Origin of the sequence: Bifidobacterium moraviense (assembly GCF_012932365.1) — a bacterium.
GTDB lineage: Bacteria > Actinomycetota > Actinomycetes > Actinomycetales > Bifidobacteriaceae > Bifidobacterium > Bifidobacterium moraviense.
In genome coordinates, this window is the sequence record NZ_JAAIIH010000001.1 from 652,542 (window position 1) to 678,261 (window position 25,720).

The window sequence follows — 25,720 nt, forward strand, 5'->3', positions numbered from 1 at the left end:
CTACCATTCGATGTCCGCGATGGGCGTCGGATGCTCGTTGACGGCGATTTCGGTGACCTTGCCCGAGCGGAAGCGGATCAGGCGGTCGCCCATGGGCGCGAGGGCCGAGTTGTGGGTGACGAGCGCCACGGTGATGCCGTGCTCGTGGCAGGAATCCTGCAGCAGTTGCAGGATCTGCTTGCCGGTGTTGTAGTCGAGCGCGCCGGTCGGCTCGTCGCACAGCAGCAGCTTGGGGTTCTTGGCGAGGGCCCGGGCGATGGAGACGCGCTGCTGCTCGCCGCCGGAAAGCTGCGCCGGGAAGTTGTTCAGTCGGCCGCCGAGGCCGACCTTTTCCAGCGTCTCGCGGGCGTCGAGGGCGTCCGGGCAGATCTGGCTGGCGAGTTCCACGTTCTCCAGCGCGGTCAGGTTGGGCACGAGGTTGTAGAACTGGAACACGAAGCCCACGTCGAAGCGGCGGTAGTCGGTGAGCTCGGCCTCGCTCGCCTTGGTGACGTCACGGCCGCCGAGGCGCACGGTGCCGGATGTGGCGCGGTCCATGCCACCGAGGATGTTGAGCGCCGTCGACTTGCCGGCGCCGGATGCGCCGAGAATGACGGCGAGCTCGCCCTGCTCGATGTCGAACGTCGCGTGGTCGAGCGCGAGCACGGCGGATTCCCCCGTGCCGTATTGCCGTACGACGTCATGAAATTCGAGAAATGCCATGATGGTCCCTTCGTATCCGTTATGGGTTGTCTGCCTCAGGCGATGCCCGATCGTATTCATCACGGTGTCGGATAAAAATCCGCAATATCCGACATTCCGTCGGGTTTCCACGCGCAGGCGGGAATCATACGCGATGTCGGGTTTACAGTGTGACCATCGGCACGACGAAAGGACACGAGGACATGGGACGACCCAAGTCGGGCGACGCATCAGCACCGCAGCGGATGCAGAACGCCTTCTGGCGGCTACTTGAGGCGAAGCCCTACGCACGCATCACGGTCAGCGACGTCACGCGCGAAAGCGGCCTCAACCGCAGCGCCTTCTACTACCATTACACCAGTATCCCCGAGCTGGCCGACGATGCGATCGCCTCGATCTACGACGATCCGACCGTCATCGCGTTCATCGCCGGCATGATCCGCTCGCCCGGCGACAACGCGCTGTTCGACCGCGCCGAGCGCTTCGCCGCCAGCGACAGGTACCGGAACATGATGGGACGCATCGCGCTGATCGCCGGGCCGCACGGATCGGCCGGACTGGCCCGACAGCTCAAGGACTTCATCGTCGGCATCTGGCTCGGACTGCTGGGCGTCGACCGCGCGGCGCTCGACCCGGCCCAGCGGATCATCCTGGAATTCGCTGCGAGCGGCATCCTGGGCGCAATCGGCACGGGAGCCGCGACGTTCACCCCGGAGACCGTCGCAGCGCTGCGCCGGTCGCAGATGCCGCAGATCGTCGCGCAGATGGTCGATTCGCTGCGCGCTCCGAACGAATCCGCCCCCACCCCGCCACAGGATAGTTTGCATGCAAACTAAACGGTGGTAGCATGGCCGCGACGCACGACGACGGAACGTCGCCGCGGGAATCGAGGCATCATGCTGGACGACGAACTGCACTTCCTGCTGCTGCGGGCCTTCAATCATTCCAATCGGCGCATCGACGAGGCGATCCGACGCATCGGACTGCTGCCCGGACAGCCGAAGATCCTCGAATGCCTGAACGAGCGCGACGGACGCACCGCCAAGGAGATCTGCGAGGAATGCATCCTCGACAAGTCCACGATGACCGGCCTGCTCACGCGCATGGAACGGCGCGGGCTCGTCCGCCGCGAAGCCAATGAGACCGACCGACGCTCCGCCCGCGTGTTCCTCACCGACGCCGGACGCGCTCTGCTGCCCCGGATCGGCGCCATCATGGCCGCCGCCGATGCCACGGCCACGGCCGGCATGACCACGGCCGAGCGGCAAGATCTCAACGAGGCACTCAGGCGCGTCATCGCGAACCTGCGGGAGGCGGACGCGCAGGAATCCGCTACGCCGCGCACCGCACGCCCTGACGCAGCAGAGGCCGAGTGACATGCCGCGCACCGCACGCCCTGACGCGACGGAGGCCGAGTGACATGCCGCGCACGATTCGCATGCCCTACATCGTCAAGCGCGTCCTGTCGCTGCTCGTCGGACTCGCCGTCGAATCCTTCGGCATCGCGCTCATCACCAAGAGCAACCTCGGCACCTCGCCGATCTCCAGCATCGCATGGGTATTCGCGCTGCGATTCCCGCAGATCAGCTTCGGCGTGACCACGTTCGTCATGAACGCGGCGTTCGTAGTCATGGAGATCCTGCTGCTGCGCCGCGACTTCCAGCCCGTGCAGTTCCTGCAGCTGGCGGTCACGTTCTGGTTCAGCGCCACGCTCGACGCCGGCATGGCGCTGCTGGCCTGGTTCTCGCCGGTCTCCTGGTGGGCGCGCGGCGCCGGACTGCTGCTCGGCTGCGTCATCCTGGCGCTCGGCATCTGCATGGAGGTGGCGCCGGGGCTCATCATGGTGCCCGGCGAAGGCGCGGTGCGAGCCCTGCAGATCGTCACCAAGGCGCGGTTCGGCACGCTCAAGGTGTGCTTCGACGTGTCGCTGATCGTCATCGCCGCCGCGCTGTCGTTCGTGTTCTTCGGGCGGCTCGACGGCCTCGGCGTCGGCACCGTCGTCGCCGCGGCCATCACCGGGCAGATCGTGAACCTCCTCAACCGGCACGTCCGGTTCGCGTCGGCGGCCGGGCCGGCACGCAAGGCCCGCTAGCTGGATCCGCCTGCCGCTTCGAGCGCCCGGGACATTCGAGCTTACGGGCCGAAAAGGACGAAATCCGCTATTCCAAGCGCCAAACCCCCGCAGCAGCGTCCCTTTCGCGCTGCGAATTCGGGATTTCGTCCGTTTCGGCCCGCATGTCGCGTCCATCCCGCATGTCGCGCGTCCATCCATCGTCCCGCCCGAGCTCCGCTCGAGCCACCGTTCGCCCGCAGCATAATCGCCTTCCCCGCCGGTGCGTCGTCTGCAACAGTGATACAGGAATGGATATCTCGATCTGAGATATCTCATGCAGAATCGAACGACAACGATCAAGGAGACCATCATGAAGACCCTCGTGCTCGTGTTCCACCCGTCCCTCAACGGCCAGTCCAACGTCAACAAGGCGCTCGCCAATGCCGCCGGCGAGCTGGAGAACGTCACCGTGCGCGACGAGTACGCGCTGTACCCGGACGGCAGGATCGACGTCAAGGCCGAGCAGGCCGCCGTGGACGCCGCCGACCGCGTCGTCTTCCAGTTCCCGCTGTACTGGTTCTCCTCCCCCGCGCTGCTCAAGCAGTGGGAGGACGACGTACTGGAGCACGGCTGGGCGTACGGCTCCGATGGCCACGCGTTCGAAGGCAAGGAGTTCGCCGTCGCCGTGTCCACCGGATCCCCCGAGTCGAAGTACCAGCCGGAGGGCGACAACAAGTTCACCATCGACCAGGTGCTCGTCCCGTTCCAGGGCACGGCCAACCACATCAACGCCACGTGGGTCAAACCGTTCGTGACGTTCGGCTCCTTCGGCATCTCCGACGAGGCGCTGGCCGAGCAGGTCAGGGCATACAAGGCGTTCCTCGCCGAGTAACGCGGGCCCTCTGCCAACGGCAGGGCCATCCCGTTCGCATGAAGGCGGCCTTCCACACCGGGAGGCCGCCTTCGCGCATGGTGCGCGCGTCTGCGCGGCCGATTCGCGGCGCACCACGGCACCGCGGTACGCCGTGAATGACACAATGGGCCCATGTCCACCAAGTCATATAACTCGGGCGCCGACGCCCGCAATGACGTCTATCCCCAGATCGGCGAGGCGCTGGCCCACGCGCGCCGGCAATGCGGCCTGACGCAGGATCAGCTGGCGGAACGCTCCGGCATCTCCCGCATCACGATCGGCCGCATCGAACAGGCGCACATCAACCCGTCGTTCCGCACGCTCGAAGCGCTGGCCCGAGGCATGGGCCGCGAACTGGTCATCGACTTCGCCGAGCCGGCAGGCGCCGCCCCGCCGGTCGCCGCCGACGTCGACAATGGATGCACGATCCCAATGGCCGCGACGGCCCTGGAGACAGGAGGCAGACAATGAAGACCCTGGTTCTGGTATTCCACCCCGACATGGCGAAGTCACGCGCCAACGCGGCGCTCATGGCAGCAGCGCGGAAGCTGCCGTCCGACGCCGTCACCGTGCGCGACGAGTATGCGCTCTGCCCCGACGGCACAATCGACGTCGCCGCGGAGCAGCGGCTCATCGAGCAGCACGACCGCATCGTGCTGCAGTTCCCGCTCTACTGGTACTCCTCCCCCGCACTGCTCAAGCAGTGGGAGGACGAGGTGCTGGCATACGGCTGGGCGTACGGCCCGGGCGGCGAAGCGCTGAAGGGCAAGGAGATCATGGTCGCCACCACGGCAGGCGGCCCAGCATCCGAATACCAGACCGAAGACAACGGCGCCACGATCGGCGAAGTGCTCTCGCCGTACCGGATGATGGCCCGCTACACGCGCGCCGCGTGGCTGGAGCCGTTCGTCGTCTTCAGGTCCATGGAGCTCACGGACGCCGAGCTCGCCACATCGGCCGCCCGCTACGCGGATGCGCTGCTGGCCGGCTGACGCCCGGCAAGCACGAGCACGTACCACGCCACCGGCAGGGTGAGCAGGCCGCCGGAGATGAACACCCATGCGATCGGGATCACGTCGGCCAGCGGCGCGAACACGAGCATGCCCAGCGGCTCGCCGAGCGTGCAGAGCATGGTGTCGAGCCCGAACACGCGCCCGGTCATCGATTCGTCCGATTCGGATTGCAGGACGGTGTGCATCGGGCCGACGCAGATGGCCGAGGCCACGCCGTTGAGCACGTCGATGACGAGATAGGCCAGCAGGTTCGGCGCGATTCCCAGCCCGATGACGGTGATGCCGACCATGGCGATGCCGCAGGCGATCGCGCGCATCCGGGCGAGGCTGCCGCGCAGCAGGCGTGGACCGAGCGCCGACATCAGCGCGCCGCCGAGCAGCAGGCCGACGCTCAGCCCGAGCTCGTTGGCGGCGAGCTTGTCGGACGCGGTGGTCAGGTTCACGAATCCGAGGTTCAGGTCGATGCCTTCGTATTCGCGCGCCATGAGCAGCAGGGTCAGGTTCATCGGCGCGACCGCGATGAAGCAGGTGAGCGCGTCGCCCAGCACGACGCCCTTGAGATGCGGATGGCGCATCGTGTACGCCATGCCGGCCTTGAGGTCCGCGAAGGTGCGGCGCAGAACGGCCACCAGCCCAGCGGATTCGGCTTCGGCGCGGGGCCGCATCCCAGCTTCGCTCATCGCCGTGCCGTCGGCGTCAGCGGGAGCCCGCCGCATGGAGGCATCCTTCATGGGCAAGCGGATCATGACGACGAATCCCACGCCGATGACCGCAGTGGTCACGTCGACCAGCAGAATCGCCCACAGCGGCACCAGATTGACGAGCACCGCGGCGAGCGCCGGCGCGGCGATGCGGTTCGCCGAACCGATGACGCCGAATATCGAGTTGACGCGCAGCAGCTTGTCGGCCGGCACCACGTCGGGGATGAACGACTGCACCGCCGGCTCCTGAATGCCCGATCCGGCCGATCGAATGAGCAGCGCCACGAAGATCAGCGACAGGTTCGCCCATCCGGTCGCGAAACTCGCCGACAGCGCCACGGTGACGCCTGCGATGATGAGATCCGGCAGGACGATCAGCGCCTTGCGATTGTACCGGTCGGCCATGGGTCCGCCGAACACGGCGACGAGCGACTGTGGCAGCACGGCGAACAGCGTGGCCATCAGCATGGCCGATCCGGTGCGCGTCTGCATGACGATCCACCACCAGATGGCGAACTGCACGACGCTGGAGCCGAGCAGCGAGAACGCCTGGCCCGTGAGCAGCAATGCGGCACGGCGCTTCCAGCCGTTTTCGAGCGGATCCGATGCGATCGGCTCCTTCGAGGAGTCTTGGGACGTATGCGTTGGCAATGATTGAGTGGTTATCAGCATTCCCTTCGATATGGGTCACATGTACGAGCCGGCAATCGCCGGCCAAGGGCATGATCATACTCTCCTGACGAGCGTCTGCGACGACGTCCGTCCGCGTCTTCCAGGCGCGTCCGTCTCTTCTGCGCTTCGCCTTCAACTAGGTAGTACGTGTCCGACGTGCCGTCGACATGGGACGTGGCTTCCTCACGAACCCGCGTCAGTCCGCGATGGTCGTAGAAGCCGACGTCGCAGGTGGTGTCGGTGAACAGGAAGTAGCGTCGCACGCCGCCGGCGCGGAACCGCCGCATCACATGGTCGAACAGCGCGCGTCCCACGCCTCGGCCGCGCTGCCGCTCGTCGACGAGGAACAGCACGATCTCGGCATCGTAGCGCCCTGTGAGCCCTCGCATCAGACGCGCGTCAACGGCGACCATGTTCAGCGCGTCGCGGATGCCGCGCCGTCCTTCAGCCGAGAACGGCAGCGGCAGCGCTTCGTACATCACTCTGCGCACATGCCGGTTGAGCGGTGTCGAACGTCCGAACGAGGCGTCCGCGTCCACGCGCGCCAGGATCATGCCCACGACCTCGCCGCCACACTCCGCGACCGTTGCGATGGTCGAGCAGGACAGGCAGTGATGCAGGTCGATGGTCGCCAGCCGCCGCGCGCACGCTTCGCTCGTCGCGGGATCGGCGTACCACATGCGCCGCAGCATCCCGGCGAGCGCCGGATAGTCGTCGCGGCGCAGCGGCCGCAGCGTCACGGGATCATTCATGCATGTGCCCGTCGTCATCGCCGTGTTCCTCCGGTCGTCTGTCGTGAATGCGGATCGGCGTCCTCGCGGGACAGGGCGAGCACGTACCAGGAGACCGGCAGGGCGAGCAGACCTCCCGCGACGAACACCCAGGAGATCGGGATCACGTCGGCGAGCGGCGCGAACACGAGCATGCCCAGCGGCATGCCGAACGTGGCGAGCGTGGTGTCGACGCCGAACACGCGTCCGATCATCGCCTCGTCGGATTCGGTCTGGATGACGGTGCGCATCGGTCCGGCGCAGACGCCCCAGGCGACGCCGCACAGCACGTTGATGACCATGTAGCTCAGCAGCCCCGGCGCGATGCCGAGCCCGACGATCGTCAGGCCGACCGCCCCGATGGCGAGCGCGCCCACACGCATGGCGTTGCGGATCATCCTCACGCCGATCGTGGACATGACAAGACCGCCCAGCAGCATGCCCACGCTCCAGCTCAGCTCGTTGGCGGCGAGCTTGTCGGATGCGGTGACGAGGTGCACGAACCCGAGGTCCAGGTCCCGCCCTTCGTATTCGCGGGTCATGAGCAGCAGGGTGAGGTTCATCGGCGCGACGGCCACGAAGTTGGCGAGCGCGTCGCCCAGCACCACGCCGCGAAGACGCGGATGGCGCATCGTGTACGCCAGTCCCGCTCGCAGATCGGCGAATGCGCGACGGATGCCGGAGACGGGAGCGCCGCCTTCGGGAGTTTCGACGCCGTCGTCGCGCATGCGCGTCGGCATGCCGGCCGATGTGCGCCCGCCGTGCGGCACGCGGATGAGCGCCACGAATCCGACGCCGATCACCGCGGTGGTCACGTCGATGAGCAGGATCGACCACAGGGGCATCACGTTGATGAGCACGGCGGCCACGGCGGGCGCGACGAGCATGTTCGCCGAGTTGATCATGCCGTAGATCGCATTGATGCGCAGCAGTCCGCCGGCCGGTACCACGTCCGGGATGAACGACTGGACGGCCGGGGTCTGCACGCCGCCGCCGGCGGACCGGATGAACAGCACGACGAAGATGACGGACAGACTCGCCCATCCCATCGCGAAGCTCACGGACAGGAGGACCGTGACGCCGGCGATGATGAGGTCCGGCAGCATGACGAGCCGTTTGCGGGGGTACCGGTCGGCCATGGAGCCGCCGAAGATCGACACGACGCCCTGCGGCACCACGCCGAACAGGGTGGTGAGCAGCATGGCCCAGCCGCTCTGCTCCTGCAGCACGATCCACCACCACAGGGCGTACTGGACGATGTTGGAGCCGAGCAGGGAGAAGGCCTGCCCGACGAGCAGCAGCGTGACGCGCGAACGCCAGCCGTGTTCCCGGGGATCCGCGACACCGTTTCCGAGCGCGGGGGACGATGAGGATCGAGCCGACGCGGGTCGGCCGTGTTGGGATGTGGAAGACATATGGGTGTTCCTGTTCCTCGAGGTTCGTCGGCTTTCCGGAACCCTTCGCAGATTCCCCCGATTTCCTCGATGTCTCGTATGTCGCTGCGCCCGCGATGGAGATCCACGTCCGCGGACGTGGGCGGACGGCGGCACGTGGCGGTCTGCAGCGGTTGTTGTGACGACGATCCGGACGGGGCCGCGCACGGGCAGGGCTCCGCCCCGAGACCCGACGACGGGTCTCAGTTCCCCGCTCTGCCGGGCAGACCGCCGGTCTGCGGGCACGCGGCCAACAACATGGAACACATGGCTTCCGACCCTAGTCCCGCTCGCCGACAAGCACCGCACGAACGCGATGGCACGATCACGACCCCGCGGCAAACGCGCCCATGCCGAGCCGTCCCACAGGAACATCGTGCAGATGAACACCATGCCGTGCCAGTTGAAGATCATGATGAAGCCGATCTGCAGCGCCACCTGCATGCCGCGCACGCGGAACAGCCCGAGCAGCATCATCGGAGACGCGACCTCGGCCTGCGAGACCACGAACGCGAGCAGCGCCGCGAGGCCCGCGGCCAGCAGCGGTCCCACCGCGGAGGCCGCGGCTCCGCCCGCGCCCCACGGCGCCAACGCCCATGCATGCCGGCGCGGATCGGGGTTCGCCTCGTTGATGAGCGCCATCGATGCCGGCAGCAGCGGAGCCGACGCCACGCCGAGCGCACAGCGTCCCGCGACCCGCGCAACATGAACGGCAGACGAACTTATCGCCGCAGCGGCGCCGCACCGCCATTCCCCGCCGCACAATGGACGTGAAGCGGTTTTCGTTCCCATTTTCGTTCCCTTGGGGAGGGCGGCATGTGGCAGTTCGGCGGCAGAATGATCGGATGCGCGATGGTGGGGCTGCTGGCCGGCCTGTTCCTGATCGGCGGCGGCGAGGAGATGACCATCCCCCGCATGATGCGATCCCTCGGCGGCACTCCGCTGAACGTGCTGATGATGGTTCTCAGCGCACTGGCCCTCTACGTCTGCCTCAGGCTGCTGCTGCACTACGCCGCGCAGGTGCGGCAGGGCAGCATGACCGCGCCGGCCACGCTCACGGAGTATTCCTACCACGAGGATTCGGACGGCGATGCGACCACGACATGGAGCTTCCGCACCGATGACGGCCATGCGCTGACGTTCACTCGCATCCCGTGGCGGGCCTACCGCGACCATGAGCTGGACGAGGCGCTGAAGCACGAGGGCACGCGCGTGATCCTCGACTGGTACCCCGAGTCGGAGGAATGCCGCGCGATCCGACTGCTGCAGCCGTGGACGCAGGCCGATGCGCCGTCCTCCGACGACGCCCGCGAGGACGCCGAGGCAACGCTGGACGCCGACATGATCGCCGCAGTCCGGGCCGCCGCAGCGGAGGGCGCCCGTTCCGCCGCATACACCGACGCCGAGAAAGAGGCCATCGCGTCGGCGGCACGGCATCGGTTCGCCGCGGCCCGCGTCGCCTCGATCGTCGCGCTGGTGGCCATCGCGATCACGGTGACCGGCTTGGTGCTGATGGCGCGAATCCCCGACGCCGTCGGGCTGCAGCTGATCATCGGGAAGATGACCGGCGGCATCGCCGCATTCGCCGCGGCGGCGATCGTGCTGATCATGCTCCTCGTGTCCCAGACGACGTTGCGCCGCCGGGCGGACGAGAACGGCGAAAACGGCACAGACGATGGCGAAGGCTACGACGGCACGGGCGTCGTCGGCGTCGATCTGCGCCGCGGTCTGGCGCTGCTGCTCACCCTGTTTGCCGTCGGAGGCGCCTGCATCCGCAACCCGGCCACGGCGATCGTCGAAGGGCCCCACACCGAGACCATCGTGACGACCTCGGACATCAATGGCTTCAAGGTGGGCAGCGGGTACGAGTTCCTGATGTTCCAGCAGACCGGAGGCGGGTTCGGCGACAGGATCACCGTCGCTGTGCCCGTCAGCCAGTCGCAGGCGGTCAAGGACGAGATCCTGCGGATCACCGGAGGGCAGAAGGACCGGCAGCTACAGCTCACCTACTGGCCGGGCGGGAGCATGAAGACGTTCGATCACGTGGCGCCGGCCAAGAACGATCCCACGGTCGAGTGACCGCATCAGCACAGCCGAGTGACCGCATAAGCACGGCAGGGCAGCCGGCGCCGCGTCGCCAGACGCCTACCCTGCCGAGCCTCAGCGCAGATACCGCCCGGTGACGCTATCGGGATTCGCGGCGATGTCGTCGGGCGTGCCCGTCGCCACGACGCGCCCGCCGTTCGCGCCGCCGCCCGGCCCCATGTCGATCACATAATCGGCGTTGGCGATCACGTCCAGATCATGCTCGATGACCACCACCGTGGCGCCGGCGTCGACCAGCCGGTCGAAGACGCCCAGAAGCACGCGCACGTCCAGCGGGTGCAGGCCGATGGTCGGCTCGTCGAACACGAACACCGCGTCGGACTGCGCACGCCCCATTTCGCTGGCCAGCTTGAGCCGCTGCGCCTCGCCGCCGGACAGCGCGGGCGTCGGCTCCCCCAGCGTCAGGTAGCCAAGTCCCAGACCGTGCAGCACGTCCAGCCGCTCGCGCGTCCTGCGCAGGTCGGCGAGCGCCGCGCGCGCCTCGTCCACGCTCATCGCCATGAGCTCGGGCAGCGAGCGCGCAATGCCGTCCTTGCCGGTTCGGCGGATGTCCCAGGCACCGGCAGCGTACCGCGATCCGCGACAGTCGGGACATTCGATGTCCACGTCGGGCAGGAACTGCACGTCCAGCGAGATCGATCCGGTGCCGTCGCAGGTGGGGCAGCGCAGACGTCCGGTGTTGTACGAGAAGTCGCCGGCCTTGAATCCGGCGCTCTTGGCGGCGTCGCATCGGGCGAAGGCACGGCGCAGGTCGTCGTGCACGCCGCAGTAGGTGGCGACGGTGGAGCGCACGTTCGCGCCGATCGGCGTCGCGTCGATGAGGTTCGCGCGCCGGACGCCGTCCGCTGCGATGTCGAGCACATGGCTCGGTCTCGCCGCATCGGCATCGTAGAGGGAGCGCAGCGCCGGGATCAGCGTCTCCAGCACGAGCGTGGTCTTGCCTGAGCCGGAGACTCCGGTCACCGCCACGAGGCGTCCGCGCGGAATGTCCACGGCGAGCGGCCTGACGGTGTGCAGCGGACCGGTGCGCAGCGCAATGCGGCCGTGCTCGAACATGTGCGCCGCGTCCACGGTCGCACGCACGCGTTCGGGAGCTTCGTCGCGCAGGAACGGCGCGATGCGGCTGTCTGACGTGTGCTCGATCTCGCTCACGGTGCCTTGCGCGATCACGTGGCCGCCTTCGGCGCCGGCGACCGGTCCCATTTCGATGAGATGGTCCGCCGCCTTGAGCACGCGCACGTCATGGTCGACGACGACCACGGAGTTGCCGTCCGCCACGAGATCGTGCATGACGCCGAGCAGGCCGTCCACGTTCGCCGGATGCAGGCCGATCGACGGCTCGTCCAGCACGTAGAGCACGCCGGTGGTGCGGTTGCGCACCGCGCGCGCCAGTTGCACGCGCTGCCGTTCGCCGGTGGAGAGAGTCGAGCCCGCGCGGTCGAGCGACAGGTATCCCAGCCCCAGTTCGCGCAGGCGGCGGGCGACGTCGAGGAACGATTCGCCGATGTTCCGCGCCATGCGTCGCATGGCTTCGGGCAGCGTGTCCGGCACGTCGCGCACCCAGTCCGTCGCGTCGTCGAGCGTCATGGCGGCGGCCTGCGCCAGATCGGTGCCGTTCACCTGCGGAGCGCGTGCGGCCGCGCTCAGCCGCGTCCCGGCGCAGTCGCGGCACGGGCGTTCCACGAGGAACCGCGCCACGCGCTTCAGCCCCTTCTCGTCCTTGGCCTTGGCGAGCGCGTTCTCCACGGTGTACACGGCGTTGTAGTACGTGAAGTCGAGTTCGGCGAAGTCGTCAGATTTCTTCGACCGGTAGAGGATGTGCTTCTTGACGGCCGGACCGTTGAAGACGATGTCGCGTTCCTTGGCGGTCAGGTCCCGGAACGGCACGTTCGTGCGCACGCCCATCGCGCCGCACACCTGCTTCATGAGATCCCACATCAGCGATCCCCACGGCAGCACGGCGCCGTCGTCGATGGATTTGCTCTCGTCGGGCACGAGCGCCGCGCGGTTCACTTCGCGCACCACGCCGGTGCCGGAGCATTGCGGGCAGGCGCCGCGCGAGTTGAAGGCGAGGTCCTCCGCGCCGGGGCCGTGGAATGCCCTGCCGCACCCGGAGCAGACGATCGGCAGGTCGGCGGCCACGTTGAGGCTCGGCTCGTTGCGCGCGCCGCAATGCGGGCAGACGTGCGCGCCGCAGCGGGAGAACAGGAGGCGCAGGCTGTTGAGCAGCTCGGTCATCGTGCCGAACGTGGATCGCACGCCGGGCACGGCGGGACGCTGGTGCAGCGCGAGCGCGGCGGGCACGTGCAGCACGGCGTCCACCTGCGCGCGTCCCGCCTGCGTGAGCCGCCGACGCGTGTAGGTGGACAGCGCCTCCAGGTAGCGCCGCGATCCTTCGGCGTACAGCACGCCGAGCGCCAGCGACGACTTGCCGGAGCCGGAGACGCCGGCCACGCCGACGAGTTCGCCCAGCGGCACGTCGATGTCGACGTTCTTCAGGTTATGCACGCGCGCACCGCGCACTTCGATGGCGCTCGGGCGCTGCCGTTGGACGGAATGCTGGATGTCGGCGGAATTCATGCGGCCATTGTACGGCCCGTCATCTGGTGGCGAGGAAGAAGAAGCGCGGGAACGGGAAGATGACGCTGCCGTCGGACTGCACGGGGTATGCGGCGCGCAGACGCGAGAAGATCTCCTCCTCGAACTCCGCCTGCGCGTCCATGCCCTCGAGCGCCTGCAGGTACGGGCGCAGACCGGTGCCGCGATACCACTCCATGATCGCCTCGTGCGAGGGCAGCGTGTGCAGGTACGTGGTCATCCACATGCGGAACCCCGAGCTGTGTTTGCGCAGCAGCTCCCAGTACTCGTCCGGTTCGAGGTTGTAGAACTCTCGTTGCTGCGGCAGGATGGCGCCGAAGCGCGGGCCGTGCACCACGGAGGCGATGATGCGATGGATGGGCTCGTCGTAGTTCATCGGCGTCTGCACGGCGAGCGTGCCGCCCTTGCGCAGCCGGTGCATCAGACGCGGGATCAGCGTGGTGTGGTCCGGCACCCATTGGATGCAGGCGTTGGAGAACACCACGTCGAAGTCTCTGGGGAGTCTGGCGACGCGCTTCGCGTCGGACACGTCGCACAGCGCGAACTCGATGTCCGGATGCGCCTCGCGTGCCGCCTCGATCATCTCGCGCGAGCTGTCGACGCCGATGATGCGCGCCTGCGGATAGCGTTCGCGCAGCACGGCGGTGCTGTTGCCCGGGCCGCAGCCGATGTCGAGCACGCGCGTCACCGTGCCGTCGTCGGGCGGCAGCTGCGCCGCAAGATCGCGAGACGGCTGCGTGCGCTCTGCCGCGAATCGCAGGTACTGTTCCGAATCCCACTGAACCATGGGGCCCACGGTAACGCGCACGGGTGCGGCGCTCCGGCGATTGGCCGAATCACGGACCGCGGTCCGCATGGCGGAATTTCGGTGCAGGGTGCGGGCTCTCGCCGGCGCGCGAAGGGTCCGCCCTCGGCAAACGAACGGGCAGGTTTCCGAACCGGGCCCCGCCATTCCGCCGATCCGGGAAAAACCCGGCCGTTCGCTTGCTCACAGGACATCATCTTCGGCAAACGAAGAGGCAGGTTTCCAAGCAAGTCCGCGTCATTCCGCCGAACCGGGAAAAACCCGGCCGTTCGCTTGCCGATCGGACATCGTCCAAAGCAAGGGAAGAGGAGGATTCCCGAATCAAGTCCCGTCATTCCGTCGATCGCACGAAAACCCGGGTCTTCGCCTGCCGGGTGCGGGACGCCCTATCGCCCCGACAGAGCGCCGCGCCACGCGGCCAGCGGCGATCGCGTCTTGGCGTCGTCGTCGCGCCATACCTTGCCGAACTCATCGATGAGCCCGTGGAGCTCCTGCAGCTCCGGCACGCCCAGCGACGTCGCGAGCACGGGGCCGATCATCGCGTCATGGAACGCGGCGTATCCGCGCGGAGGCGTCCACCCGCAGAACGCGAGCAGGCGGCGCGCGTAGGCGTCGGCCACGAAAGCCCGGCGGTCGAACACGTAGAGCATCAGGTCGTCGGCGGTCTCTCCCCCGACGCCGAACAGTGAGAGGAGTTCGCCGCGCAGCGCCACGTCGTCCACGTGCGCCAACCGTCCCGGATCCGCGTCGCACCGATCCACGAACCATCGGCTCAGGTCGCGCAGCGCCCGCGCCTTGTTGCGCTGGAAGCCGGACGGTCTGATGAGGTTGCGCAGCCGTTCCTCGTCCATGCGCAGCAGCGCGCGCGGCGTCAGCGCGTCGGCGCCGCGGAGCGCCTCGAGCGACCGCGCGACGTTGCCCCATGCCGTGTTCTGCGTCAGCACGGCGCCGACCATGATCTCGAACCTCGTCTCGGCGGGCCACCATCCCGTGGGGCCGATCGCGCGCAGCATGTCGGCGTACAGCGTCTCGATCTCACGCGCGGACGGCGGCGCGCCCACGTTCACCCCGCGCGGCGCGGCGCGTTCCGCCGCCATGTCCGCATTCACGTCCGCCTAGGCCTCGACGCCCGATGCGGATTCGGCGTTCTTCGCGGCGCCGGCGCCCAGCTCGCCCATGAGCCATGCGCGTTCGGCCTCGATCTCCGCGTCATGCACGGCGATGACGGCACGACGGTACTTGTCGGTGATCAGATCGTTGTCGATCGGCTCCATGCCGTCGCTGTACATGCGTCGCACGTCCGAGTCGAGCACGGCGAGGCGACGGCGCAGCACGGCGTCGCGGTCGGCCCTGTCCGGGATGACGGAGAGGAACGACATGACGATCGACCATTTGGTGATGTCGCTGACCATGTAGCCGTCCGCGCCCTTGAGCTCCTCGATGAGCTTCTCGCGTCCCGCCGGCTCGATGTGGAACTGGCGCAGGCGACGCCCGTTGACGACCTCGAAGGTCTCCCCGATGTAGCCCGCCTTGACGAACCTGCCGGTGACGGTGTGCAGCGTGCCGTCGCTGAAGGGGCGCGCGAAGCCGTTGAGGCGCTCCATCTTCTTGCGCAGGCGGTAGCCGCAGGTCGATCCCTCCGTCAGGAATCCCAGGGTCATGATCTCCACTACGTTCATACCCTTCACCATACCTCATTTCGACATATTTCTTCGCGTGGTTTCCCGTCGGCGCAACGCGCACGGCGCAGGATTCGCACACGTCCGCCTCGTCGTGACGCATGGGTTATCGATAATTCAATCTGAAATATCTCAAGACGACACGCCGATCGCAAAACGACGTGACCGGTCGACAAAACCGCGCCGTTCCGCCGATGCCGCGACATTGCCGCATGCGCAATCACTCGGATCTGAGATATCTCGAGTTGAAATATCTCAGCAGAAGTCATATCGTGGTCATCAACGCGGAAACGCAACCACACCGCAGCAACCACACCGAAAGGAACCATCATGAGCAACGTCACCGTCATCGGAGCCGGCAACATCGGATCGGCCGTCGCCGCCATCGCCGTCAAGGCCGGAGCGAACGTGCAGGTCATCGACCGCGACGCGCAGAAGGCCGCCGCCGTGTCCGGCGCGACCGCCGCCGCCTGGGGCGAGCCGGTCACCGGCGACATCGTCGTGACCGCCCTCCCCTACCCGGCGTACGCCGACGTGCTCGCCGCCTACGGCGACCAGCTCGCCGGCAAGGTCCTGGTCGACCCGTCCAACCCGATCGACTTCACCACGTTCGATCTCGCGCTGCCGCAGGGCACGGCGTCCGCCGCCGAGGAGCTGGCCGCCAAGCTGCCGAACACCACGGTGGTCAAGGCGTTCAACACCACCTTCGCCGCCACGCTGGCCTCCGGCGTGAACGACGGCGCGCCGACCGTGGTGCAGGTGGCCGCCGACGACGATGCCGCCAAGAAGGCCGTGCGCGACCTCGTGGAGCAGGGCGGCCTGAAGACCGTGGACGCCGGTCCGCTCAAGCGTGCGCAGTACCTCGAGGGCATGGGCGCGCTGCAGATCATCCTCGGCGTGACCGAGCAGACCCCGTGGACCGCCGGCTACAAGGTCGTGCGCTAGATCGCACGCCGTACGGCGGACCCCATGCGCAGACGAAGGCCCGTGCGCCTCGCATTCCCCGCGAGACGCACGGGCCTTCCCGTCGATGAACGGGCAGAGGAACAGAACAGACGGAGGGAGGGACAGGCGGAAACGTCAGCGCAGTCCCTCGAGCAGCCTGCGCTGGAACGGCACGGTGACGAGGAACGACAGGACGTCGCTGACCGACTGCGCCGCCTCCACGCCGAGCACGCCGATGACATGCGGCAGCACCAGGACGGTCGGGGCCAGGAACAGCCCCATGCGGCATACGGCAAGGAACGAGGCGACGCCGGTCTTGCCCATGGTCTGGCTCATCATGTTGCCCATCATGTTCACGCCGTTGAGCACCATGGTGAAGCACTGGATGTGCAGCGCGGCGACGCCCACCTGCACCACGGCCGGATCCGACCGGAACACCTCCACCAGCTGCGGGGCCGTGCACCAGATCGCCACGCCGAGCGCCGCCAGCACCGCCGTAGACAGCGTCACGCAGAACCAGTACGCCTCCCGGACGCGGCCGTTCAGCCCCGCGCCGTAGTTGTAGCCGCACACCGGCTGGAATCCCTGCCCCAGTCCGATGATCACGGAATTGGCGCCGAGCATGATGCGCATCACGATGGCCATGCCGGCGATGGCCGCGTCGCCGAACGGATTGGCGGCGATGTTCACGCAGGTCACCGCTATGGACCCGGCCGCCTGACGCACCAGCGACGGCAGGCCGCCGCCGATGATCTCGCGCACCAGCAGCACGTCGGGGCGGCATTGCCGCAAGGAAAGCCGCAGCACGCCGAAGCGCGCGCTCATGGTCGTCAGGATCGCGAAGCTCAGCGTCTGGCAGATGCCGGTGGCGAGCCCCGCGCCGAAGATGCCCATGCGGAGCACGAAGATGAACAGCGGCGCCAGCGCGAAGTTGAGCAGCGCGCCGGAGACCAGTCCGATCATGCCGAACGCCGACTGCCCCTGATAGCGCAGCAGGCCGTTGAGCGCGAACGATCCGCACACGCACGGCGCGGCGACGAGGATCGGCGTCAGGTACTGCACGGCGTAGGGGGCGATGGTGTCCGTGGCGCCGAGTCCCGTCACCAGGACGCGCAGCGTGGCCAGTCCGCAACAGGCCACGACCAGACCGGACAGCACGGCGCCGACGAACCCGATGGCGAGCAGTCTGGACGCCCGGTCGTTGTGCTGCTTGCCCAGCTCGCGGCTCATGGAGTTGCCGGCGCCGTTGCCGAAGAAGAAGCCCAGCGCCTGCAGCACGGTCATCACCGAGAACGCGATGCCGATGGCGCCGGACTGCGCCGTGCCGAGCTGGCCGATGAAGAACGTGTCCGTGAGGTTGTACGCGGTCGTCACCAGGTTCGAGACCACCGCCGGCAGGCAGAGCCTCAGGATCAGCGGTCTGACCGGACTGCCGGTCATCTGCCGGTATTTGGCGTCGGCGTCCGTCCGCCTGATCTGATGCGCATGAACCTGAATCACGATTGGACATCCTACCCCGCCGGACGCCGACGGTACGCGGAGGACCTCAGGCCAGACGCGACTGCACCAGACGGTTGATCGAGACCCCCTGCTCGGCGGCCTCGATGGCCAGACGCCGATGCACCTCCGGGGGGACGCGCACCATGAAGTGTCCGGAATAGTGCCGGTCCTCGAACGGCTGGGGGATCTCCTGCCCCGCATCCGCCAGCGCGCCGAGATGCCGGCGCACCAGCACATGCAGCCCCATCAGCGCGTCGACCGAGGACTGCGCCGTGAACCGCAGGTCCGGCAGCTCGGCCACCGTGCACACGAACCCGCCCTCGGCATCGGACCAATGCACGCGGTACATGTATCTGTCCTCCGTGGCGCGTCCTTCGCCGTCGACCATGCCAGCCTCCTTCGATTCGACGTCCGACGATCATTCTACGCGACACGCCGACCCTCACTGTTCGAACACTTGTACGAACATTGTGCTATATCTTATGGTATCACTAGTGACACCACATACCACTCCTTCACCATCCACGACACATCCACCATCACCACCACGGAAAGGCCCATCATGTTCCCCTTCATGCCCCATTGCGCTTCCGCGCCGTCCCCCGCCGTCACGCTGAACATCAATCTCCCCTCGCCGCACGCCGGTTGTCCATGCGACGTTTCCCCGATGCTCGCCGCACCCTTCCCGTTCGACGACTTCGGCCTCGATTGCGGCTTCGGCTGCTGCGATGACTACGACGGGCTCCCTCTGCCCGAAGGGTACGCGGACCTGCCGCGCACGGACGCCGTGCCGGATCCGCATCCGACCGGCGTGACGCCCGTTCGGCCGGCTGCGTTCCCGAGGCCCGTCCCCGCGGCGCAGGCGATGCCGCCGATCCCCGAGCCGGCGGGCGAACGCCACGGGCGGTGCGTTCCGCTCGGGGTATGCCCCACCTGCGGCGGCATGACGGAGCGGTGAGACGCCGCGACCGCGTGCGGCCCGGCACGCAACGCATGCCGGGCCGCGCGGAATCCGGAAGTCCCGTCAGAACCTGATGATCGATTTGATGACGCGCCGCTGATCCATGTCCTCGTACGCATCCTGAATATGGTCGAGATCATATTCGGCGGTGAACACCCGGCCGGGGTCGATCTCATGGTTCAGCACCGCGTCCAGCAGACCGCCCAGATCGTAGTGACGGACGGGGGCGGGACCGCCCTTGATGCCCAGGTTGCGGTAGAACGATCCCTCGGCGCTGATCGTCACGTCGTGGGGCAGTCCCACGCGGCCGATCACCGCGCCGGCGCGGGCAAGGCCCACGGCGGTGTCGAACGACTGCTTCGATCCGACGCATTCCAGCACCGCGTCCGCGCCGTAGCCGCCGGTCATGGCGAGCACCTTGTCGACGGCCTCCTGATCGCGTTCGGCCACCACGTCCGTGGCGCCAAACTCGCGGGCGAGGGCGGCGCGATCCTCGTGGCGGCTCATGGCGATGATACGCGTGGCGCCCAGCATCTTCGCCGCGATCACGCCGCACAGGCCCACGGCGCCGTCGCCCATCACCACGGCGGTGTCGCCGGCCTTGACCTCGGCGGACACGGCCGCGTGGTAGCCGGTCGACATCACGTCGGAGATGGTGAGCAGCGAGGCGAGCGTGGCGTCGTCGTAGTCCTCCGGGGAACCGGGGACCTTGACCAGCGTGCCGTCGGCCTCCGGGACGCGCACGTATTCGGCCTGGTTGGCCCCGAAGTACCCGCCATGCGGGCAACAGGACTCGACCCCGGCCTTGCACACCGGGCAGGTGCCGCAGCTGTACGGGAACGGCACCACCACGAAGTCGCCCACGTGGAACGACTCGACGGCCGAACCGACCTCCTCGATCACGCCGATCGCCTCATGACCGATCTGGCTGTGCTCCGCATGCCCGCTCAGTCCGCGGAAGTACCACAGGTCGGATCCGCATACGCAGGTGCGCACCACGCGGATCATGGCGTCGGTCGGCTCCTCGACGCGCGCCTTCGGCACCTCTTCGACGGTCATCTCCCCCGGCTTCACGAAGATCGCGGCCTTCATCGTTTCGCTCATGTCATGCTCCTTTGTCGTCATGGGGTTCCGATGCATCCCACGCTAGAAACTTCGAGCGCTCGAAGTCAACGCGCGAGCCGGTGCGCCGTGTCCGTGGAGGCCGGTTCGCCCGCCGATGCCGTTCCCGGCTTCAGCGCCGAGGAAAGCAGACCGCCGAGCACGGCGATCATGACGTCGCGTTCCTCGGCGTCGACGCCGCGCGCCGCCTGAATCATGGCGGGCATCGCCTGCGTCCAATGCGCGGCGAGCTCGCCGAAGGTACGGTAGCCGGCGGACTCGAGAATGGCGAACAGGTTCTCGATGAACACGCGCCGGCGCTCGTCGTCATACCTGTTCATCCAGCCGTTGATGACTCCGGACGCGTACTGCGCGCTGGCGCTGAGCCCGTCGGCCCGCACGAACCGTCCATCGGCGACCTGCCAGTTGAGCGCGAAGTGCTGCATCACGCCCATGCCGGCGCTGCCAATCACGTCGAGCCCGGGACGATCTGCCGGGGTGTCGTCGGCGCCGGCGCCGGCATCGGATGCGCAGGAGACAGCCTTCCCGGCTCCGCTCCCCTCGAACAGCATGCCGATGATCGATCCCTCGGGCACGGTCTTGTGTACGCGGTCGGCGATGCGGCGGAAGCCGGCGGAGGCGAGATACGCGTCGTCGAAGCCCGGACCGTCGAACGAATGCACGGCGACAATGCGGTCCTGCACGTCGGCGGGCGCCTCGGCCGCGGCGTAGACGGCGAGGTTGCCGCCCTTGGAATGCCCCACGACGATCATGAGTCCACGCCACCAGGAGGCGACCTCATGCAGATACCGGGCGGCGGAGCGTTGCGCGGCGACGGGCCGACGGAAGGCCATCATGAAGTCCTCCTTCCAGCCGACGATCGTGCTGTCCGTGCCGCGGAACGCCACGACCAGCACGCCGTTGCCCAGATCGAACACGCCAGCGGAGAACTGCAGGGCGTCACCCTCATCGGTGACGTCCGCATACCCGCCCGCGCGGACGCCGCGCCAGCGCGGGCTCTCGGCCATGGCACGGATCAGCTCCACGTTCATCGCCGGCGACCATATCGAACCGCACATGTCGTCATAGTCCTCGGCGCGCAGCAGCGCGGCGAGCGGAACCGTCGCGCGCGACGGATGCCTCGGCACGCACTCCGGCATATGCACGTAGGCGAGCTGGGCGAGGGCGAGGGCGTCGACCTCGTTGAACGGAAAGGCATCGAAGTCCGCGAAGCGCGTGCGGATGTCGTCGGTGATGTTGCCCATGCCCTCATGGTAGCCCGCATGCGGCGGCGGGATGGCGTCATCCTGAGCGGAGTCCCCTCCCATCATCCCGAGCGGAGTCCCCTCCCATCATCCCGAGCACCGCCCCTCCGTCACGCCGCCCCTCCGCCATCCCGAGCACCGCCCCTCCCGTCATCCTGAGCGGAGCGTAGCGGAGTCGAAGGATCCTTGGACACTTCACGGGATGTCAAAGATCCTTCGACTCCGGCGTTCCGCCTTCGCTCAGGATGACGGGAGGGGACCCCGCTCAGGATGACAGAGAGGTGCTTCGCTCGGGATGGCGAAAAAGGAACCCGCTCAGGACGACGGAAAGCATGAGCTCAGGACGACGGGCGGAAACTCCCCCGGCGACGAGAAAGAGAGTCTTCCAGACAAACGGGAGGGCGCGAGTATGCGAACATCCCTCCGAATACGCGAACATCCCTCCGGACCGAAGTCCGAAGGGATGTTCGCTATGTCGCTAGTTCAAGCGCACTAGATCTTGCTTGACCGAAATCAGGCGAGAATCTTGGTGACTCGACCGGAGCCGACGGTGTGGCCACCCTCACGCACGGCGAAGGTCAGGCCCTCCTCCATAGCGATCGGCTGGATCAGCTCGACGGTGAAGGTGGCGTGATCGCCAGGCTGCACCATCTCGACGCCTTCCGGCAGCTCGATGACGCCGGTGACGTCGGTCGTGCGGAAGTAGAACTGCGGACGGTAGTTGGAGAAGAACGGCGAGTGACGGCCACCCTCGTCCTTGGTCAGGACGTAGACCTCACCCTCGAACTTGGTGTGCGGGGTGACGGAGCCCGGCTTGGCCAGAACCTGGCCACGCTCGACGTCCGTACGGTTGATGCCGCGGAGCAGCAGACCGGTGTTGTCGCCAGCCTCGCAGGCGTCCATCGTCTTGTGGAAGGTCTCGATGGAGGTCACGGTGGTGGACTGGGTCGGACGGATGCCGACGATCTCGACCGGGGAGTTGACGGCCAGCTGGCCACGCTCCACACGACCGGTCACCACGGTGCCACGGCCGGAGATGGTGAAGACGTCCTCGATCGGCATCAGGAACGGCTTGTCGAGGTCGTGGACCGGGGTCGGGATGTACTCGTCGACGGCGTCCATGAGCTTCTTGATCTGCTCGACCCACTTCTCGTGATCCGGAGCGTCGTCGTGCAGAGCGCCGTAGGCGGACACGCGGATGATCGGGCAGTCACGGTCGAAGCCGTTCTCGTCGAGGAGGTCGCGGACCTCTTCCTCGACGAGCTCGATGAGCTCGTCGTCGTCGACCATGTCGCACTTGTTCAGGGCGACGAGGATCTTCGGGACGCCCACCTGACGGGCGAGCAGCACGTGCTCGCGGGTCTGAGCCATCGGGCCGTCGGTCGCGGCGACCACGAGGATGGCGCCATCCATCTGAGCGGCGCCGGTGATCATGTTCTTCACGAAGTCGGCGTGGCCCGGGCAGTCCACGTGAGCGTAGTGACGCTTCGCGGTCTGGTACTCGATGTGGGCGATGTTGATGGTGATACCGCGGGCGGCCTCTTCCGGAGCGGAGTCGATCTGGTTGAAGTCGTACTCCGGGTTCACATCCGGGAACTCCTCGTGCAGAACCTTGGAGATGGCGGCGGTCAGGGTCGTCTTGCCGTGATCGACGTGGCCGATGGTACCGATGTTAACGTGCGGCTTAGTACGCTCGTACTTTTCCTTTGCCATGTGTGTTGGTCCTCCTGGACTCTTGTAGTTCGTTGCGACGCCTAGCAGTGCGCCGAACTTTCGCTACCTATTTACTGGGTTTCTGGGTTTGTGCCTCTGCGAGCCCTGAACCCAGTCAACGCTACACGAGTTTAGCGCTGACTGGGGACAGATGCCACTTCGACACGGGCGCGTGTCACTCGCCGCGCTGGGCCTTGATGATCTCGTCCGCGACGCTCTTCGGCACCTCGGCGTAGGAGTCCATCTGCATGGTGAACATGGCGCGGCCCTGGGTCTTGGAACGCAGGTCGCCGATGTAGCCGAACATCTCGGACAGCGGGACCTTGGCGTCGATGACCTTGACGCCGGTGGCGTCGGTCATGGACTGGATGTTGCCACGACGCTGGTTCAGATCGCCGATGACGTCGCCCATGTACTCCTCCGGAGTACGGACCTCGACGGCCATGATGGGCTCGAGGATGACCGGCTTCGCCTTGGGAGCGGCCTCCTTGAAGCACATGGAGCCGGCGAGCTTGAACGCCATCTCGGAGGAATCGACCGGGTGCATCTGGCCGTCGGTGACGGTGGCCTTGACGCCCACGACCGGGAAGCCGGCGAGGATGCCGGACTCCATGGCCTCCTTGACGCCCGCCTCGATGGACGGGATGAACTCCTGCGAGATGTGACCGCCGGTGACGGCGTTCTCGAACTCGAAGGTCTTGCCGTCGGTGGTCTCCAGCGGCTCGAAGTTCATGAGGACCTTTGCGAACTGGCCGGAACCACCGGTCTGCTTCTTGTGGGTGTAGCCCTGGTCCATGACGGCCTTGCGGATGGTCTCGCGGTAGGCGACCTGCGGCTTGCCCTGGGTGCACTCCACCTTGAACTCGCGACGCATGCGGTCGACGATGATGTCGAGCTGGAGCTCGCCCATGCCGGCGATCAGGGTCTGGCCGGACTCCTCGTCGGAGGTGACCTGGAAGGTCGGATCCTCGTCGGAGAGCTTGGCGAGGGCGATGCCCATCTTCTCCTGGTCGGCCTTGGTCTTCGGCTCCACGGCCACCTGGATCACCGGATCAGGGAAGGTCATGGACTCGAGGGAGATCGGAGCGGACTCGGCGCACAGGGTGTCGCCGGTGGTCACGTTCTTCAGGCCCACGAAGGTGTAGATGTTGCCGGCCTCGGCGGCATCCACCGGGTTCTCCTTGTCGGCGTGCATCTGGAAGATCTTGCCGATGCGCTCCTTCTTGGACTTCGTGGAGTCGAGCACGGTGTCGCCGGGCTTGACGGAGCCGGAGTACACGCGCACGAACACGAGCTTGCCGTAGAAGGGGTGGGTGGAGATCTTGAAGACCAGGGCCGCGAACGGATCGGAGGTCAGCGGCTTGCGGTCGATCTCGACGGACTCGTCCTTCGGGTCGAAGCCCTTGATGGACGGCACGTCCTCCGGGCTCGGCAGGTAGTCGACCACCGCGTCGAGCATGGGCTGCACGCCCTTGTCCTTGAACGCGGAGCCGCAGAGCACCGGGTAGGCCTCGCGGCTGATGGTGAGCTTGCGGATGCCGGAGCGGATCTCGTCCTCGGTGAGCTCGCCGGACTCGAGGTACTTCTCGAGCAGGGCCTCGTCGGACTCGGCGACGGAGTCGAGCAGCTCGGAACGGTACTGCTCGGCCTTGTCCTGCAGGTCTTCCGGGATGTCCACGGTGTCGTAGTGGGCGCCCTGGTCGGTGGAGACGTCGTTCCAGACGTACGCCTTCATGCGGATCAGGTCGACGACGCCGACGAAGTCGTTCTCGGCGCCGATCGGCAGCTGGACGACGAGCGGCTTGGCGCCGAGCTTCTCCTTGATGGTGTCGACGGAGTAGTAGAAGTTCGCGCCGAGCTTGTCCATCTTGTTGATGAAGCAGATGCGCGGCACGCCGTACTTGTCGGCCTGACGCCACACGGTCTCGGACTGCGGCTCCACGCCCTCCTTGCCGTCGAACACGGCCACGGCGCCATCGAGCACGCGCAGGGAGCGCTCCACCTCGGCCGTGAAGTCCACGTGGCCGGGGGTGTCGATGATGTTGATCTGGAACTTCTGGTCGGTGTCGTGGGACTGACGGTTCCAGAAGCAGGTGGTGGCGGCGGACTGGATGGTGATGCCGCGCTCCTGCTCCTGCGCCATGAAGTCCATCGTCGAGGCGCCGTCGTGGGTCTCGCCGATCTTGTAGTTCTTGCCGGTGTAGAAGAGGATGCGCTCGGTGGTGGTGGTCTTGCCGGCATCGATGTGAGCCATGATGCCGATGTTGCGGATCTGATGAAGATCAGTGAGCACGTCAAGTGCCATGAGTTTTCCTTAGCTCTCGAACTCGATCGGATTACCAGCGGTAATGAGCGAAGGCCTTGTTGGCCTCTGCCATCTTATGAGTATCCTCGCGACGCTTGACAGAAGCGCCGAGGCCGTTGGAGGCGTCCAGGATCTCGTTGGCCAGACGCTCGGCCATGGTCTTCTCGCGACGGGCGCGGGAGAAGTCGGTCAGCCAGCGCAGGGACAGGGTGTTCGCGCGGGCCGGCTTGACCTCGACCGGGACCTGGTAGGTGGCGCCGCCGACGCGGCGGGAGCGGACCTCGAGGGACGGGCGGATGTTGTCCAGGGCGCGCTTGAGCACGGCCACCGGCTCCTGCTCGCTCTTGGCCTTGACCATATCGAGGGCGGAGTAGACGATGTCCTCGGCGATGGACTTCTTGCCATCGAGGAGGATCTTGTTGATCAGCTGCGCGACGACGGTGGAACCGTAGATCGGATCGGGCAGCAGGGTGTGCTTCTTGGAGGGTCCTTTACGAGACATAATC

At 67.0% G+C, this 25,720-nt stretch carries 25 protein-coding genes; 10 read left to right on the top strand and 15 right to left on the bottom strand.

Going from position 1 to position 25,720, the window contains the following annotated elements; genetic code table 11:
- Nucleotides 1-702: an ABC transporter ATP-binding protein gene (locus tag G1C96_RS02905; protein WP_169275118.1), complete on the bottom strand. Its 702-nt coding sequence runs from the start codon at nucleotides 700-702 to the stop codon at nucleotides 1-3.
- Between the two features lie 182 nt (nucleotides 703-884).
- Here G1C96_RS02905 and G1C96_RS02910 point away from each other — a divergent pair, with 182 nt between their 5' ends.
- From G1C96_RS02910 to G1C96_RS02935, 6 genes are all read left to right on the top strand, one after another.
- Nucleotides 885-1,517, top strand: a complete 633-nt coding sequence (locus G1C96_RS02910) for a TetR/AcrR family transcriptional regulator (protein ID WP_169275119.1) — start codon at nucleotides 885-887, stop codon at nucleotides 1,515-1,517.
- A 60-nt stretch (nucleotides 1,518-1,577) separates the two neighbouring features.
- Nucleotides 1,578-2,057, top strand: a complete 480-nt coding sequence (locus G1C96_RS02915) for a MarR family winged helix-turn-helix transcriptional regulator (protein ID WP_169275120.1) — start codon at nucleotides 1,578-1,580, stop codon at nucleotides 2,055-2,057.
- A gap of 44 nt (nucleotides 2,058-2,101) precedes the next feature.
- Nucleotides 2,102-2,773, top strand: coding sequence for a YczE/YyaS/YitT family protein (locus G1C96_RS02920; RefSeq protein ID WP_240945055.1), 672 nt, complete (start codon nucleotides 2,102-2,104; stop codon nucleotides 2,771-2,773).
- A gap of 331 nt (nucleotides 2,774-3,104) precedes the next feature.
- Complete coding sequence (locus G1C96_RS02925; RefSeq protein WP_169275121.1) at nucleotides 3,105-3,626, top strand: NAD(P)H-dependent oxidoreductase; 522 nt, start codon at nucleotides 3,105-3,107, stop codon at nucleotides 3,624-3,626.
- A 153-nt stretch (nucleotides 3,627-3,779) separates the two neighbouring features.
- Entirely contained in the window at nucleotides 3,780-4,118 is a 339-nt protein-coding gene (locus G1C96_RS02930) for a helix-turn-helix domain-containing protein (protein ID WP_169275122.1), read from the top strand.
- Nucleotides 4,115-4,639, top strand: a complete 525-nt coding sequence (locus G1C96_RS02935) for an NAD(P)H-dependent oxidoreductase (RefSeq protein WP_169275123.1) — start codon at nucleotides 4,115-4,117, stop codon at nucleotides 4,637-4,639. The genes G1C96_RS02930 and G1C96_RS02935 overlap by 4 nt, the downstream gene beginning before the upstream one ends.
- Here the strand turns inward: G1C96_RS02935 and G1C96_RS02940 are convergent.
- Genes G1C96_RS02940 through G1C96_RS02950 form a run of 3 tightly spaced genes read right to left on the bottom strand, consistent with a single transcriptional unit; the run spans nucleotide 4,612 to nucleotide 8,218 of the window.
- Entirely contained in the window at nucleotides 4,612-5,973 is a 1,362-nt protein-coding gene (locus G1C96_RS02940; protein ID WP_335341913.1) for an MFS transporter, read from the bottom strand. The two genes, G1C96_RS02935 and G1C96_RS02940, sit on opposite strands and share 28 nt — an antisense overlap.
- 53 nt (nucleotides 5,974-6,026) lie before the next feature.
- Complete coding sequence (locus tag G1C96_RS02945) at nucleotides 6,027-6,803, bottom strand: GNAT family N-acetyltransferase (RefSeq protein WP_169275125.1); 777 nt, start codon at nucleotides 6,801-6,803, stop codon at nucleotides 6,027-6,029.
- The gene (locus G1C96_RS02950) at nucleotides 6,800-8,218 is read right to left on the bottom strand and encodes an MFS transporter (RefSeq protein WP_169275126.1); all 1,419 of its coding nucleotides are present in this window, start codon (nucleotides 8,216-8,218) and stop codon (nucleotides 6,800-6,802) included. The genes G1C96_RS02945 and G1C96_RS02950 overlap by 4 nt, the downstream gene beginning before the upstream one ends.
- Nucleotides 8,219-8,612: 394 nt before the next feature.
- On the opposite strand from G1C96_RS02950, the gene G1C96_RS02955 reads away from it, so the two are divergent.
- Nucleotides 8,613-8,945 (top strand): hypothetical protein, encoded by a 333-nt coding sequence (locus tag G1C96_RS02955; protein ID WP_169275127.1) that lies wholly within the window; start codon nucleotides 8,613-8,615, stop codon nucleotides 8,943-8,945.
- Between the two features lie 107 nt (nucleotides 8,946-9,052).
- The gene (locus tag G1C96_RS02960) at nucleotides 9,053-10,315 is read left to right on the top strand and encodes a hypothetical protein (protein ID WP_169275128.1); all 1,263 of its coding nucleotides are present in this window, start codon (nucleotides 9,053-9,055) and stop codon (nucleotides 10,313-10,315) included.
- 81 nt (nucleotides 10,316-10,396) lie between these two features.
- Here G1C96_RS02960 and G1C96_RS02965 read toward each other — a convergent pair whose 3' ends face one another.
- The 4 genes from G1C96_RS02965 to G1C96_RS02980 all read right to left on the bottom strand — a co-directional run bounded on the left by G1C96_RS02965 (nucleotide 10,397) and on the right by G1C96_RS02980 (nucleotide 15,424).
- Nucleotides 10,397-12,922, bottom strand: a complete 2,526-nt coding sequence (locus tag G1C96_RS02965) for an excinuclease ABC subunit UvrA (RefSeq protein ID WP_169275129.1) — start codon at nucleotides 12,920-12,922, stop codon at nucleotides 10,397-10,399.
- A gap of 19 nt (nucleotides 12,923-12,941) precedes the next feature.
- Nucleotides 12,942-13,727 carry a methyltransferase domain-containing protein gene (locus G1C96_RS02970; protein ID WP_169275130.1) on the bottom strand — a complete coding sequence of 262 codons (786 nt, stop codon included), beginning with the start codon at nucleotides 13,725-13,727 and terminating at the stop codon, nucleotides 12,942-12,944.
- A gap of 404 nt (nucleotides 13,728-14,131) precedes the next feature.
- Nucleotides 14,132-14,842, bottom strand: coding sequence for an endonuclease III domain-containing protein (locus G1C96_RS02975; protein WP_169275131.1), 711 nt, complete (start codon nucleotides 14,840-14,842; stop codon nucleotides 14,132-14,134).
- Between the two features lie 18 nt (nucleotides 14,843-14,860).
- On the bottom strand, nucleotides 14,861-15,424 hold the full coding sequence (locus tag G1C96_RS02980) for a PadR family transcriptional regulator (RefSeq protein WP_169275132.1): 564 nt from the start codon (nucleotides 15,422-15,424) through the stop codon (nucleotides 14,861-14,863).
- 267 nt (nucleotides 15,425-15,691) lie between these two features.
- Here G1C96_RS02980 and G1C96_RS02985 point away from each other — a divergent pair, with 267 nt between their 5' ends.
- On the top strand, nucleotides 15,692-16,369 hold the full coding sequence (locus G1C96_RS02985) for an NADPH-dependent F420 reductase (RefSeq protein WP_417852162.1): 678 nt from the start codon (nucleotides 15,692-15,694) through the stop codon (nucleotides 16,367-16,369).
- Between the two features lie 135 nt (nucleotides 16,370-16,504).
- Here the strand turns inward: G1C96_RS02985 and G1C96_RS02990 are convergent, their stop codons facing one another.
- A complete protein-coding gene (locus G1C96_RS02990; protein ID WP_169275241.1) occupies nucleotides 16,505-17,809 on the bottom strand; it encodes an MATE family efflux transporter in 1,305 nt (434 codons plus the stop codon).
- A 106-nt stretch (nucleotides 17,810-17,915) separates the two neighbouring features.
- Nucleotides 17,916-18,257, bottom strand: a complete 342-nt coding sequence (locus G1C96_RS02995; RefSeq protein WP_169275134.1) for a type II toxin-antitoxin system HicB family antitoxin — start codon at nucleotides 18,255-18,257, stop codon at nucleotides 17,916-17,918.
- A 174-nt stretch (nucleotides 18,258-18,431) separates the two neighbouring features.
- Between G1C96_RS02995 and G1C96_RS03000 the strand changes: the two genes are divergently transcribed.
- On the top strand, nucleotides 18,432-18,827 hold the full coding sequence (locus tag G1C96_RS03000) for a hypothetical protein (protein ID WP_169275135.1): 396 nt from the start codon (nucleotides 18,432-18,434) through the stop codon (nucleotides 18,825-18,827).
- A gap of 66 nt (nucleotides 18,828-18,893) precedes the next feature.
- Here the strand turns inward: G1C96_RS03000 and G1C96_RS03005 are convergent, their stop codons facing one another.
- From G1C96_RS03005 to rpsG, 5 genes are all read right to left on the bottom strand, one after another.
- Nucleotides 18,894-19,934 (bottom strand): zinc-dependent alcohol dehydrogenase family protein, encoded by a 1,041-nt coding sequence (locus tag G1C96_RS03005; protein ID WP_169275136.1) that lies wholly within the window; start codon nucleotides 19,932-19,934, stop codon nucleotides 18,894-18,896.
- Nucleotides 19,935-19,999: 65 nt separating this feature from the next.
- Complete coding sequence (locus G1C96_RS03010; protein ID WP_169275137.1) at nucleotides 20,000-21,196, bottom strand: Mbeg1-like protein; 1,197 nt, start codon at nucleotides 21,194-21,196, stop codon at nucleotides 20,000-20,002.
- Between the two features lie 513 nt (nucleotides 21,197-21,709).
- Entirely contained in the window at nucleotides 21,710-22,909 is a 1,200-nt protein-coding gene (tuf, locus tag G1C96_RS03015) for an elongation factor Tu (protein WP_169275138.1), read from the bottom strand.
- Between the two features lie 175 nt (nucleotides 22,910-23,084).
- Nucleotides 23,085-25,214, bottom strand: coding sequence for an elongation factor G (gene fusA, locus G1C96_RS03020; RefSeq protein WP_169275139.1), 2,130 nt, complete (start codon nucleotides 25,212-25,214; stop codon nucleotides 23,085-23,087).
- Between the two features lie 31 nt (nucleotides 25,215-25,245).
- Entirely contained in the window at nucleotides 25,246-25,716 is a 471-nt protein-coding gene (rpsG, locus tag G1C96_RS03025; protein ID WP_152350495.1) for a 30S ribosomal protein S7, read from the bottom strand.
- Nucleotides 25,717-25,720 lie beyond the last annotated feature (4 nt).